This window comes from Paenibacillus sp. Aloe-11 (genome assembly GCF_000245715.1).
Taxonomy (GTDB): domain Bacteria; phylum Bacillota; class Bacilli; order Paenibacillales; family Paenibacillaceae; genus Paenibacillus; species Paenibacillus kribbensis.
Genome location: NZ_JH601045.1, coordinates 69,755 through 84,267, shown reverse-complemented (window position 1 = coordinate 84,267; position 14,513 = coordinate 69,755). Strand labels below are relative to the sequence as shown.

11 protein-coding genes are annotated in these 14,513 nt (G+C 46.5%); 2 read left to right on the top strand and 9 right to left on the bottom strand.

The genetic code is table 11. The features are described from left to right. On the top strand, positions 1-772 hold a 772-nt coding region (locus tag WG8_RS27860; protein WP_007428752.1), incomplete at its 5' end, for an NAD(P)/FAD-dependent oxidoreductase. 156 nt (positions 773-928) lie between these two features. Here WG8_RS27860 and WG8_RS03715 read toward each other — a convergent pair. Together WG8_RS03715 and WG8_RS03710 are read right to left on the bottom strand one after the other, a co-directional pair. Continuing rightward, positions 929-2,599, bottom strand: coding sequence for a ribonuclease J (locus WG8_RS03715; RefSeq protein WP_007428751.1), 1,671 nt, complete (start codon positions 2,597-2,599; stop codon positions 929-931). A 240-nt stretch (positions 2,600-2,839) separates the two neighbouring features. Beyond that, complete coding sequence (locus WG8_RS03710; RefSeq protein WP_007428750.1) at positions 2,840-3,274, bottom strand: hypothetical protein; 435 nt, start codon at positions 3,272-3,274, stop codon at positions 2,840-2,842. Positions 3,275-3,560: 286 nt separating this feature from the next. Here WG8_RS03710 and WG8_RS03705 point away from each other — a divergent pair, with 286 nt between their 5' ends. Beyond that, entirely contained in the window at positions 3,561-4,025 is a 465-nt protein-coding gene (locus WG8_RS03705) for a MarR family winged helix-turn-helix transcriptional regulator (protein ID WP_007428749.1), read from the top strand. Between the two features lie 124 nt (positions 4,026-4,149). On the opposite strand, the gene WG8_RS03700 is transcribed toward WG8_RS03705, so the two are convergent. The 7 genes from WG8_RS03700 to WG8_RS03670 form a co-directional block, all read right to left on the bottom strand. Further along, positions 4,150-5,706, bottom strand: a complete 1,557-nt coding sequence (locus tag WG8_RS03700; RefSeq protein WP_007428748.1) for a glycoside hydrolase family 32 protein — start codon at positions 5,704-5,706, stop codon at positions 4,150-4,152. Between the two features lie 105 nt (positions 5,707-5,811). Then, positions 5,812-7,311, bottom strand: a complete 1,500-nt coding sequence (locus WG8_RS03695) for a glycoside hydrolase family 68 protein (RefSeq protein WP_007428747.1) — start codon at positions 7,309-7,311, stop codon at positions 5,812-5,814. A 640-nt stretch (positions 7,312-7,951) separates the two neighbouring features. Next, positions 7,952-9,802, bottom strand: coding sequence for an ABC transporter ATP-binding protein (locus WG8_RS03690; RefSeq protein WP_007428746.1), 1,851 nt, complete (start codon positions 9,800-9,802; stop codon positions 7,952-7,954). Further along, positions 9,795-11,558 (bottom strand): ABC transporter ATP-binding protein, encoded by a 1,764-nt coding sequence (locus WG8_RS03685; protein WP_007428745.1) that lies wholly within the window; start codon positions 11,556-11,558, stop codon positions 9,795-9,797. The genes WG8_RS03690 and WG8_RS03685 overlap by 8 nt, the downstream gene beginning before the upstream one ends. 46 nt (positions 11,559-11,604) lie before the next feature. Next, positions 11,605-12,012 (bottom strand): MarR family winged helix-turn-helix transcriptional regulator, encoded by a 408-nt coding sequence (locus WG8_RS03680; RefSeq protein WP_007428744.1) that lies wholly within the window; start codon positions 12,010-12,012, stop codon positions 11,605-11,607. Between the two features lie 338 nt (positions 12,013-12,350). After that, the gene (locus tag WG8_RS03675; protein ID WP_043890760.1) at positions 12,351-13,865 is read right to left on the bottom strand and encodes an MDR family MFS transporter; all 1,515 of its coding nucleotides are present in this window, start codon (positions 13,863-13,865) and stop codon (positions 12,351-12,353) included. Positions 13,866-13,985: 120 nt separating this feature from the next. Further along, positions 13,986-14,513: ATP-binding cassette domain-containing protein (locus WG8_RS03670; protein ID WP_007428742.1), on the bottom strand; the 528-nt coding region annotated here is incomplete at its 5' end.

Genomic DNA, 14,513 nt, shown 5'->3' with positions numbered 1-14,513 from the left:
AGGAGGCAAGTCTGTCCCGCATACAGGCTCGGAAGGTGACGGCTATGCTTGGGCTGAGCAAGCCGGGCACACGATTACGGAGCTCTATCCAACGGAGGTTCCGTTGACGTCAGGCGAGACGTTTATCCAGACGAAGGAGCTTCAGGGACTATCCCTGCGCAATATCAGCCTGACCGTATGGAATGCGAAGCAGAAGAAGGTTGTCGTCCACGAAGGAGATATGATTTTCACACATTTTGGCCTGTCCGGCCCAACCGCTTTGCGGTGCAGTCAATTTGTCGTAAAGGGAATGAAAAAGGATAAGACCAGCACGGTGCTGCTGACGCTCGATTTGCAGCCTCACAAGCATGCTGATGAAGTCTACCGCGAAACGCTGGAACTGGCAGCAGCCGATGCTAAAAAGGCGATCAAAAATGTGCTTAAACCTTATGTACCGGAACGCTTGATTCCATTATTGCTCCAGCAAGCCGGGCTGCGTGAGGATTTAACGTACGATCATATTCCCAAGCAGCAATGGCAGGAGCTCGCTCATCGTATCAAGGCGTTTCCAATCCGCGTGAACGGTACACTCTCTCTGAAGGAAGCTTTTGTTACCGGGGGCGGCGTGAATTTGAAGGAGATCAATCCGAAAACAATGGAGTCCAAGCTGATGCCCGGATTGTTTTTCTGCGGTGAGATTTTGGATATTCATGGCTACACTGGTGGCTATAACATTACAGCGGCTTTTACAACGGGGCACACAGCAGGAACGCAAGCGGCCGTAAGCAATTAAGACGCTGCGCTGCAAACCGCCATTACAACGGCATTCTTATAGAAAAAGTAGACAGGAAATTAAAAAGACTTAAATCAGTCACATTGCTGATTTAAGTCTTTTTGATTATAGCGTGATGAACAGAATTCCATGCTATTTTGACGTTTGCCGCTATTCCTAAACCTCAATAATGATAGGTAAAATCATGGGTCTTCTCTTGGTCTGACTGTAAATAAACCCGCCTACATTATCCTTTAGCATTTGCTTGATCAGCCCCCACTGACTCATTTCGATTTCTGTCAACTCGTTCACTGTGGACATGATCGTTTCGTGGATTTGCTTCATGAGATCTTCGGAATCCCTGACATATACAAATCCCCTTGAAATGACCTCTGGCGTTGCAAGCATTTGCTTCTCGCTTTTGCTCAAGGTCATCACAATAATCAGCATTCCATCTGAAGAAAGTTTTTTGCGGTCCCGCAGTACAATATTGCCTACGTCACCCGTCACCAGCCCATCAACCAGGCTATTGCCGGCTGGCACCTTGGGGCCCAGGGATGCCCTTCCTTCTTCGATTTGAATGGTCTCACCATTACGAACGATGAATACATTCTCCATGGGAATACCCACCGACTCTGCTAGCTGACGATGCCGATACAGCATTCTGAATTCACCATGTATCGGGATCAAATACTGTGGTTTCATCAAAGTCATCATTAATTTCAGTTCTTCCTGGCTGCCATGACCGGATACGTGCATCCCAGTGGAGCTGCCTGATCCATAAATAACCTGGGCACCCAGCACATACAGGTTGTCAATCACCTGGGAAAGATTTCGCTCATTCCCGGGTATCGCTCCCGCGGCAATAATGACAGTATCACCGGGCAAAACTTCGATTTTGGGATGCAGGGAATTGGCTAAACGGGACAATGCGGCCATAGGCTCACCCTGACTTCCTGTACATAAAACTGCGATTTCTTCTGCTGGAAACCGCTCTGTTTCTCCCGGCTCAATTAATAAGTCCTCTGGCATGTGCAAGAAGCCCAGTTCCTTCGCTACCGATACCACATTAATCATGCTTCGTCCGAGCAAAACCAGTTTGCGGCCTGTTTCCACAGCCGCGTCAATGACTTGCTGGACACGGTTCACATTGGAAGCGAACGTGGAAATAAATACCTGCTGCTTAGCTCTGGCGAATGCATCCAGAATATGCCCGCCAACCAAACGTTCTGAAGGTGTAAATCCCGGCCTTTCTGCATTTGTACTTTCGGAGAGCAGCACTTTAACCCCTTTATTTCCAATTTCAGCCATTCGATGAAGATCCGGAAAGGGTCCGCTTACAGGAGACATATCGAATTTGAAATCGCCGGTATGGACCACATTTCCTTCCGGTGTCTGGAAAAAGACACCCAGGCAATCCGGGATGCTGTGAACGGTGGTGAAAAAGGATGTCTGGATCGTGCCTATATCGATGGTTGAATCCGCATCTATAAGATGAAGCTCAGCATCACGTAAAAGACCGTGCTCTTTTAGCTTAATCTTTAACAATTCTATGGTGAGCTTTGTCCCAAATACGGGAATATTGATTTGCTTCAGCAAATAAGGAATACCCCCGATGTGATCCTCATGCCCATGAGTCACGATGAGTGCTCTGACTTTGTCCTTATTTTCCAGCAAATAGGTGACATCCGGCACAATGAGGTCAATACCAGGCAAATTTTCGTCAGGAAACTTGGAGCCACAATCGATAACGACAATATCCTGATCGTATTGGATGAAGTACATGTTTTTCCCAATTTCATTCACGCCGCCTAGAGCAGCAATGAGTAATCTGTTATCAGCAAGCATCAGGTTTATTTCCTCCTTAGGAAAATGCTATCCATATTATTCATTTTCCACGTAAACTTATGCACTATACATAGGAAAGAAGTGAGCATCCTTCCTAAATAAAAGGACAGTTCTGGCCATACACAAAAAAAAGGAACCCCTGTCCTTAAAAGACAAAGGCTCTCACTTGATTTATGAAATATCCACCGCTGCCAAAATAGCAGCAACCAGCCACAGGGTCGGGAATGGTTTGGTCAAAAGCTAAATATGGATACTGCCTGAAAAACCGTCCACATCGTCCTCCGGTTGTTGATCTGAGCTGACGTTGTGCTCCTGTGTTGTGTTGGTGTACGTTTGAGAAGAGCCGTTTTTATACGCTTCGCTCCAATCTTCATTGATAATATGCGCCGGGATAATCCAATCCTCCGGGCTATAGCCCGGGTTTTGTACACCTACATTTCCTTGCAAACCGGGGAATGCATCCGGTCTAGAGAAAAGAGTCCCTACCTCAATCATACTTCCTTCATAAGCTTGGCAAATCTCCAGTGCAGACAGCACATCCTGGTTCTCAACATGAACACTGAGACCCGTGTCACCGTTTGTGCTGGCAGCGTATCCGATTTCCTTTAATGTTTCACAAGCCTCTTCAGCCTGCTGCGGATCACGAAATTGAAAACGGAAAGAACCCGTATCCATGTGCCTCATCTCCTCTGAATAACTTATTTTGTTATTTGGGATTTATATCGCTAGGTTATTTTTTAATATAACCAACAGGAACGGGTTTCTTACATTCAAAACCTTTATTTTCCAAAAATTTACTTTAAAGCTTTGAAATTAAATAGTTAAAAACACAGCTACTGTGACAAATCGCATGTTTTCCCTACGTAAATCCCTTTATGCTAGTAATAAGGGTATGGTTGCCCGGTCATCCGAACCGAGCGGTCAAAGGATGCCCAAATCCATACATAAAGGCGGAATGAAGATGATAGATTACCGAACATTGGTGACACAGCAATCCATGCATTTGTATAGCGTGTTTGCCAAGTCATTCAAAAGTGTAAACGAGCATGCGGTTGCTGGCATCAAAACGGTGGGCTTCAACCCAACGGCCTTCGCCGTGATGGAAGTTCTATATCACAAGGGAGCACAGCCAATCCAGCAGATCGGAGCCAAGCTGCTACTGCAAAGCGGAAATGTCACTTATGTTATCGACAAGTTGGAAAATCGCGGTTATTTGCACCGTCACCCGTGCGATCAGGATCGTCGAATTATATATGCAGAATTGACGGATGAGGGACAACGCCTCATGGACGAAATTTACCCTGACTATACACGTCAGATTGAACGTGCCTTTAGCGGCATCAGCGAAACTGAAAGAGATCAGCTGATCGGTTTGCTTAAAAAATTAGGGCGTAGCGCCGATAACCTGTCACCCTATCACAAGTAGACTTCCCAGATTGACTCATTAACTAACAGTAAGTGGCATTTTTCACAAAGATCCGCCCCACATATTAAGTGGGGCGGGCTTTTTATCTATGGCGATGAACAGCAGCCCCAGACGCATATATCGCTCACTTAACGATAAAATTGCTGATGACCACATTTTTAAAAATAGCTGTGCCGCCAGTGGTAAAAAGGGTAATTCCCTGATCATCCAAACGCGGGAAGATTAAACTGGAGTGCACCACCGCTCCATCATCTACGAATACTTCGATACTGGTTTTATCAACTAGGATTTTCAGATGAACGTTTCTCTGGTTTACATCAAAGGGCGCTTTGCTCTCTATATAGGCTCTACTCTGATCCGGTTGTCCGGTATACGCTCTGTTGACGTAAGAGTATTGGCCTTCCAAAGAAACGCCGACATCTGCATGACGTTTGCCATCCTTGGATTCTCGTAGTCTCAAGCCCACATTTTCGATCGTTGACCATGAAATATCCGCCTCTAGCTGATAAGCTTCTGCCTTTACCGGAAGCGTGTGCGTACCATTAACCTTGATCTGTTCAAATGACTCCATTGAAGTAGGTAATTGATTCAAAGCTTTGACTGGTTGTGAAACCAAGTGGTAACCAAGCCCATCTACATGCTTCAGTCGAATTTGACGCACAACGGAGTCCATACCGTTAAAGCCTTCTTTTAGAGTAGGCGTGTTGTTGGCGTAATCCCAATTGTTCATCCAAGCCAGCGCATAGCGGTGGCTATATTTATCGCTGCCTTTTCCCTCCTCGAACGTCACCGCCCCATACCAGTCAAAGCCATAATCCAGCCACTCAGGCTTACTATGGTCCGGAGAAAAATGGTTTCCATCGAAATTTCCAGTCCAGTAGGCATACGTGTTAGGTTCACCTGTTGATTTCCCGTTTGCGCTGGCGCCGAGAATCCATTTGTAGTTTCCATCGTCCGCTCGCATTTGGTAGAGGTCGGGACACTCCACAAGCCCGATATTTTCGGTGCTAAAGCCGCTCATATAACGCCATTTCTTTAAGTTGTCAGACTCATAAAAGCCAATTTTCGTACCTTCCGCCATAACCATGATCCATTTATCACTATGCATATCCCGTATGATTTTCGGGTCTCTGAAATCCTTCGTACCCGGATTCGCCATCACAGGAGTGTCACCATAAGAAGTAAATGTCTTGCCTTTGTCGATGCTATACCACAAAAATTGCTCTTGCTTCCCTCCATCTGCAGAAGGCTGCGTCACAATCGCTACCAGAGCGCCTTTTCCAAACCCGGCGCTATTGTTATCATCGATCACAACCGAGCCAGACCATGGATCACCATTCGGATTGGTATATTTGGGAATCGACACGCCCTCATCCTGCCAATGAACCAAATCGGTTGAGGTGGCATGCCGCCATTCTGTACCATTTTTTTCGGGATAGTCTCGATTATATAAATAGTAATAATGGTATTGCCCATCCATATAAATGGGCCGCTGCGGATCATTTTTCCACTTATCCGGAACGGTAAAATGATAGGCCGCCCGATAGGTCGGTGTTGGAGGTATTGGAGTTTTACTCGCATCCCGTTGATACATACTCCAATCCATAGCGATTAATATAGCAAAGCCTGCGATGACTACAATGGATCGTATCCAATTGCTCTTGGAAGCTATTTTTTTCATGATGACGATCCTCCTTGCCTCTCATTGCATCTTATGTACCGTCCGACGGACGACAGATCGATAAGCTACCAAACTGCCGCCTTCGGACATACTGCATATATCTACTTATTTCTTTCCATACTCATATGGAGGTTCTTTTTTGTCATCCGTTGGATCAATTGTGATTTGCCCTTGCTCCAGAATACCGTTTTTCACAACAGAGGTCTTCGAGCCTTTGATATTCAGAAGGAAGCTTGGCGCAAAAGTGGATTTGTGATCCGGGAAAAGCCCTCGGTTGGTCATATAACTCGAAACGACTACGTTATTGCCTTTGCCTTGCGGGATAGCAAAATGGGCATACGTCCACGTAATATCATCACGATCCAGATCCTGATGAAGAACGAGACCGGTTCCATTCAACGGTTTGTAAGGCCCTGTCAAGGAAGTAGAAACATAACCCAGCATGTAAATATCATCGTCACCGATCGCATCTACAGTCACCTTGGAACCTCTCGTGCTCGTAAATAAGTACCACAAACCATTCATCTTGAACACATTCGCCCGTTCAATTTCATCCGTTACCAGATTGGACGCAATCAGAGGGGGCATTACTTTTTTCAAAGTATAATCGTTATTCAATTCAACGATGCCGAGTGCGCCGTTGGCCAATTCAGCTCCCTTTTTCTTGGGACTTTGCAACAGATTACGTAGCTCTTCCGTGAAGAATTCGTTATTACCACCATAATAAGCTGAGTTTTGAAGGGAATCTTCGCCCTGATAGCCCGTTTCTGTCCCTGTGTTCGCTTCAAATATGATATACTTGCGGCCTTGATCCTCAATATAGTGAGGGTCTCTAAGCGTATGGTTATCCATATCCACGCCGACGCTTTGCTGAACATTTTGATAGGTTTTCCCATCTCCACCGTCATAAATCGGTTTAAGATCCTCGACGCCATCCACTTTAAGCGTTTCATCATCAGGTTGAGAGAGATTAATTTGAGCCGTAGTCAAGGTTTGTTTGCCGTATAATTGGTTACTTGGCTCAAAAGGCTGTCTGCTGGTATAAAACAAACGCACTTGTCCATCAGAGGTTAAGGTAGCCGAACCGGACCATTCTTCTGCCTGATTTTTTAGAATCGGATCGTTTGCAAGTAATTTGTCATTGTCTTTAAACACTCTTCCGGCATTTTTCCAGCCATTCAGAGAAGTATTACCCGCTTTTTGATAGAACAGATATATAAATGTATCCTCTGCTCTTTTAGGATCGCCTGCCAATCCAAAAACGATATTATACCCCTTGTAATTGGCCACTGTACCATCGGCATTTTGTAACGGCCAACTGTCCCAGACATCCAGATCAATCAGCTTGCCTGAGCCGTCGCGGCCTTTTGCCGAAGAAACATTCTTGATGGTCGATGCATCGAAGGACGGAACCTCAAATTTCTCTTTGCCTTGCTGTTTGAAAATATTCAACATGTCATGGCGTGTAATTTGGGTAAATGCACTGTCAGTTTTAAGATCAGAATCATCCGTTTTTTCAGCAAAAGCCTGAATGCCCCCTCCCAATAGCAATGTGGTTGCTACAGTCAGTGTGGTCGCTTTTCTGAAAAATTTGTTGATTTTCAAGTACTTCATCTCCCTTGTTCTCATTATTCGTTCTAATTCGAACCCAACTTTTTGGTTGGTAGGGCCATTTTAAATGGTATGACAAACGATTGGTATAGACTGAAAAGCCCCTTTATTTGAGGCTAAAAACAGGCTGCTCCTTGAATTTCATCCTCATATTTTCCTAGTAAATTTCTGAAAATTCCGTTTTCTTTCTTTCATATTACATTCAGAAAAAATTGTTACTTGCTTTTTTTGCACACTCATTTTCCCCAGCCTGTTTGCTTCATTTTCATCCAAAATCATTCAAAACAATTCATAAAAAGATCTATTTGCAAACGAATTCAAAAAAATAGTTCTTTTGTACTTACAATCCGATTAAGAAATAAATTTTGTGTCATACTTTTTTAAGTCTAATTTACCATTTAATCACTTATATATTTATTAATATATTCCAATTATTACATAAAAAAGTGAGTGCAAACCTTAAAGGGTTTCATCATTCACAGTTCGATGGTTGAGCTGAACCGTTGAAGTTGAAAAAGAGACAGCCCGTCCCCTTATTTGGGTGTTCTGGACTGTCTCTTTTTTGTATAAAGAATTCCCTGATATGCTATTAGTGGCTGCTATCCCGTTTTTTTAAATAGGGACTGTTATTTTTTTAGGATGCATGTTCAAACTGACTGTTGTATAGATCGGCATAGAAGCCGCCTTTGGCCAGCAAGTCCTCATGGTTGCCCGTTTCGATAATGTTGCCGTCCTTCATGACCAGAATCAGATCGGCGTTCTTGATCGTCGAGAGGCGATGGGCAATCACAAAGGAGGTTTTCCCCACAGTAAGCCGGTCCATCGCTTGTTGAATCAGCAATTCCGTACGCGTATCGACCGAGCTTGTGGCCTCGTCCAGAATGAGCATGGGTGCATCTTCAATCATGGCTCTTGCAATGGTAATCAATTGCTTTTGACCGGCAGAGAGATTGGCTTTGTCGTCCAGCACCGTATCATAGCCCTGCGGCAGGGTTTTAATGAAGCTGTGCAGCCCCACCGCTCTACATGCAGCTTCCACCTGTTCATCGGTAACATGCTCTTTGGAAAAGACGATATTGTCACGGATCGTTCCTTCAAACAGCCAGGTATCCTGCAGCACCATACAGAATAATTCATGAATATTCGCACGTGTTAATTGGCTGATCGGGGTTCCGTCAATATAGATTTCCCCGCCGTTCAGTTCATAGAACCGCATGAGCAAATTCACGAGCGTCGTCTTACCGGAGCCTGTCGGACCAACAATGGCAATTTTCTGCCCAGCTTCAGCTTTCATGGAGAAGTCTTTGATAATCATACGGTCTTCGTTATAACCGAAACGGACATGTTTGAATTCGACATCCCCTTTGGCGTTGTCCAGCTTCTTGGTCTTGTTACTCTCATCCGCCAATTCTTCTTCACCCAGAAATTCAAATACACGTTCACTGGCAGCAGCCGCCGATTGCAGATTGGTTGCGGCCTGTGCCAACTGTGACAAGGGCTGTGTAAACAGACGAATATACACCATAAAGGCCACAATAGTTCCGATCGTTATCGCATGTTGGTTCACCAGCAAAGCGCCTACGACACAGACCGCGACATAACCGAAATTCCCGATAAACATCATAACTGGCATCATCAGGCCAGACATGAACTGGGACTTCCATGCATTCGTATATAAGCGGCCGTTAATGCCATGGAACACTTCCTTGGCTGCTTTTTCTCCGTTATATACCTTGACTACGTTATGACCAGCATAGGTTTCTTCGATATGACCGTTGATCTGGCCAAGCTCCGCTTGCTGTGCTACAAAATATTTCTGTGAATGCTTCATAATTACGGTCATCAGTGAAAAACCGATCAGCGTAGCTAGAATCCCGGTAACGGTCATGATCCAGTTCGTATACAGCATCATAATCAATGCGCCCACGAAGGTTGCCAGCGCGCTGACAAGCGTACCAAGACTGTTGTTTAACGTTTGTCCGATAGTATCGACATCGTTGGTCACACGGCTGAGCACATTACCATAGCTCGTAGCATCAAAATACTTTAAAGGCATATGATTGATTTTTCGGGACATCTCTGTCCGCATTTTCTTTGTAAGACGCTGTGATACGGTTACCGTAATAAAACCTTGGAAATAATTAAAGATAAGACCCAGACCATACAAAAGCACCAATACAAGAACAATCTTCTGGACAGCACTCACATCAATCCCTGTTACGATTCCTTCCTGGATCAGGTTGGCAATATCGCTGAGCTTACCCGGACCAATCACGTTGAAGGCGGAACCGACCAGGGCCAGCACCATAGAGAGTATAATCATGGGCACATAGGCCTTGCCGTAGGATAAGAGCTGGCTGATCGTCTTTTTTAAATTATTCGCTTTTTCCCCAGCACCCATGCCTCCCGCAGGACCTCCGCCCATGGGACCTTGCTGTTTCATTTTCATATGCTTGCTGCCTGCGGTGTGTTCATTCTTATCCATGTACAAGTTCCTCCTTCGAAAGCTGCGAATAAGCGATCTCCTGATAGGTGCTGCAGTTCGCCATCAGCTCTTCATGTGTGCCGTTCCCTACAACCTCACCCTGATCCAGTACGATAATCCGGTCAGCGTCCTTAATAGTGCCTATGCGCTGAGCAACAATGAGTGTCGTCGCATGGTCGGTTTCTTTTTTGAGAGCGGAACGCAGAATCCGGTCTGTTCTGTAGTCCAGTGCCGAGAAGGAATCATCAAAGATATAAATCTCCGGCTGACGGTAGATGGCACGCGCAATGGACAGACGCTGCTTTTGACCACCGGAGACGTTCGCTCCACCTTGTGAAATCCGTCCCTGATACTGACCATCCATTTTTTCGACAAATTCTGTGCTTTGGGCAATCCCTACGGCTGCTTTGACGAGTTTCTCCGAAGCTCCTGCTCTTCCGTTATCGCCATACGAAACGTTGGATGCCACCGTACCGCTGAAAAGCACGGCTCTCTGCGGGACATACCCGATTTTGTTATGGAGTGCCTGCTGATTATAGTTTCTGACATTCACACCATCCACGAGCACCTCTCCCTCGGTCACATCGTAGAAACGGGAAATCAGATTGATCACGCTGGTTTTGCCGCTGCCTGTTGCGCCAATAAAGGCAACCGTCTCGCCCCGTTGTGCCGTAAAGCTAATGTTGCGAAGCACGGGCTCCTCCGCATCCGGATATTTGAAGCTGACATTACGGAATTCCACCTGACCCATAACGCCCTCTTCTCCAGCCGTCTCATGCCCGTCAATGATGCGGGATTCGGTATTCAATACCTCCATGATCCGTTTGGCAGAAATCGAAGCTCGAGGCATCAGGAAGAAGATCATACTTACCATCATAAAGGCCATGACCACCTGCATCGCATAAGAGGAGAATACGACCATATTAGAGAACAACGTAATGCGGTCCGGCACGGCCGCTCCGTTAATCAGATAAGCGCCAATCCAATAGATAGCGACACTCAGACCCGACATAATAAAGGTCATACCCGGACCAACCATTGTCATTAACCGGTTCGCAAACAGGTTTGTATTCATCAATTCGACATTGGCTTGCCCGAACTTCTCCTCCTGATACTCATCTGCATTATAAGCGCGCACCACCCGAAGTCCGGTCAGATGCTCACGTGTTACCCTGTTCAGATTATCGGTGAGACGTTGGATTTTTTGGAAACTGGGGAGAGCAAAAATAACAATGACGCTCAACATCAGGATCAGGACAGCCACAGCCACTCCTGTAGAGGCGGTCCACTGCCAGTTTTTATCCGCAATCTTTGCAATGGCCCACACGGCCAGAATCGGTGCCTTGATGATTACCTGCAGCCCCAGCGCAACCACCGTTTGAATTTGGGTAACATCGTTTGTGGAGCGGGTGATGAGGCTGGCTGTCGAAAAGCTGTTCATCTCTTCCATCGAAAATGATAAGGTCTTGTCAAAGACCATCGCCCGCAGACGCATGGCCAGCCCTGCCGCAACCTTTGCCGCAAAATAGCCGACAATAATAGATGCAATCATACTGCCGACAGCACACAACAGCATGTAACTACCGGGAATCAGCAGTTCCGACACCGGTGTTCCTGCTGTTTGCAGCTTGGTTGTAATTTCGGCCATATAATCAGGCAGCTTCAAATCAAGCCACACCTGCACAACGATGAAGGCCAGGCTGCATAACACGAACATCCATTCATTTTTCTTGAGATATTTGAATATCTTCAGCATTCTGTTGCTCTCCTTTTATCTGAAAATCTTAGGTGTTTGGTGCATTTTAGTTTTTAGAGACAATAAGCTTGATGAGTCGGATAAATTCTTTGGCATCCTGTTCGTCCAGCTTTCGAAGAATCTTCTCGCTCCATGCGACTCCTTCGTTATACCTGTCAATCATAAATTGCTTGCCTGAATCCGTAATGAATACAATCACCTTGCGTTTGTCGTTGACATCCGTACGTCGTACAACCAACCCTTTCTTCTCCAAACTTTTCAGCGCCGTTGCTACCCGTCCCGTACTGACAGACAAGTATTCGCTCAAATGGCCCGAGGTAACCCCGTCCTGATGATTCAAAGCGATGAGAATCCCCATTTCACCACGAGAGAAGTGCACTCGTTCCTCGAATACCGGTTTGCGCGATTTGACGATACACTCGAATAATTCTGTTGCTGATGCTTTATAATCCATTGGCCACAACACCTTCTGGTTTTTATCTTATACTGTAAGATAATAATGATGTCCGGGTATAAAGTCAATTCGGGAAAATGTGGAACAATTCATGAACTAACCTGGATGTTACTCCATGTACATTGACGACTCATCAGGTGGGTAAGAGTTATTTCTCAAAAATAGGAGGTAGTTTTCGAGGAAGACTTGGCACTGATATAGGACTGAACCCATGTGCGAGTTGAAAATCCCGTGTGCTGATCAGAATAAAGAAAGACGTTTCCGGGAAACCGGAAGCGTCTTTTAAAGCGTTGCTGGAGCTGGACAACAACATCATATTGTTCGTAGAGGATTCTCTCTTACGCATGTTCTCTCTGTGGTGACATTATGCGCCCATCTGATCCTTCTTCCGTACCCGGTGGGCGGTTTCGCAGCCCAAGCACGACAAACCAGCTAATCACCGCAATGAAGACCATGATGATGAACAAAGAATGCAGACTGTTTTCCAGTACAGAACGGAGTATGCCCGCTGCCTGGTCACTCAGACTTTGTGAAGCATGAGGTGCAAGCAGACCATTAATATCCTGCTGTGTAATGCCTTGCTGTGTAAGCTGTCCATCTGCTGTCTGGGCAGCAATGCGATAGTTCAGCCATGAACCGAAGGCTGCGACTCCTATCGTCTGCCCCAGCGTGCGCAGGAACGTATTCAAAGCTGTAGATGCACCACGCAACTGGAACCCGACCGAGGACTGGGCAATAATCGTAAACACGGTCATCGAGAAGCCGAAGCCCAATCCGTACAATAATGTAGACAAAAAGAGCAGCCAAATCGGTGATGTTTGTCCCATCAAGGTCATGACGAAGGCTCCCATAACAATCAGGGTCAGTCCGATCAATGAGGTTCGACGAGAGCCCAGTGTCATTAAAATACGTCCTCCGATCATGGAGCCAAACAGCCAGCCGACCGACATCGGAGCAAGGGCCAGACCGGATGAAGCGGCATCCCCGCCGTGCACGCCTTGAATCCATAGTGGCAGATAGCTGGTCAGCCCGATCAGCAAGGTGCTGACCAGGAGCGCTGCGGCACAGGAAAAAGCAATATCCCGTATCCGGAATAGCTTCAGGGGAACCATCGGTTCCTGAGCGCGTTTTTCAATAACCAAAAACAGAATCAGGAACAAAATCGCTACGGCAGCCAAGGCCAGCAGTTCAGGGGAAGCCCAGCTAATATACTGCCCGCCCAGCGCCAATACGAGCAAAAGGGCCGTCATCCCGATGGTAAAGGTAATTGCTCCCGGCACGTCAACGCGTGCAACGCGCTTGCTCACCTGTTCCCGCAGGTAACGGGCGATAAAGAACATTGCCATCAGTCCGAAGGGAATATTAAAGCCGAAAATCCATTCCCAGCCAAAATATGTAACCACATAACCGCCGAGGAGAGGCCCGATCAGGGAAGAAATCCCCCATACCGAGCTGATCATTCCCTGAACCTTGCCGCGTTCCTCCATTTTGTATATATCTCCGATGATGGTAAAGGTAACGGGAATGACACCGCCCGCTCCAATCCCTTGAATAGCCCGGTACAAAATAAGCTGCTCCATACTGCCAGCCAGCATACACAGCAAAGATCCAAGCACAAACAACGAACAGCCGACCAGAAAAATCGGTTTGCGGCCAAATAAATCGCTAAGTTTACCGAAAATAGGCGTGGTTACAGCCATTGTCAGCAAATATGCCGTAAAAATCCAGCTAAGCAGATTCACACTGCCCAGTTCACTAACAATCGTCGGCCCCGCGGGGCCAATAACTGTTCCTTCAATCGCGGCCAGAAAGGTGGCTAGCAGAACACCTGTCAGCACAAGTCCGCGCTTCATGGGTTTATCTTGTCCCAAGCAAATCACAAATCCTTTCCTTGTATGAACTGTGTTGTACTGTGCGATTCGCCTGCACAGATCAATATTACCCACACTGCATAATGGTAAACAGGCGGCCTGTCAATTTTTGTCAACTGTAATCGTATGATAAATCCCACTATATTCCATTTTATAGAGTTGCCCCTCTTCCATGCGCAGAACATGGCTGGAAAAGCTTTGGGCTACCTGCATATCATGGGTGATGATCAGGAAGGCTGCACCTTCGGCAGACTGTTCTGCGCACATACGGAGCAGCATGTTCGCCCCTTCGTAATCCGTTCCGGCGGTGGGCTCATCCAATATGTACAGTTTTTTCGGCAGGATAAACTGTGCCGCTACGCTCAGAAGCCTTTTTTCGCCTCCACTCAGCAGGTACGGGGAAGCATCCAGTCTGTGATCCAGCCTGGCGGCGGTCAGCAAGCGCTGTGCCCGTTCCGCATACGCGGCGGGAATCGGCTCTCCGGTCCGTAAACCGAGCTTGACGCGAACACTGTACAAGCATTCCTCCCACACCGTTGCTGCTGCAAACTGATGCTCCGGCTGCTGAAACACATAGCCGAACCGTTGCTGCTGCAAACTGATGCTCCGGCTGCTGAAACACATAGCCGA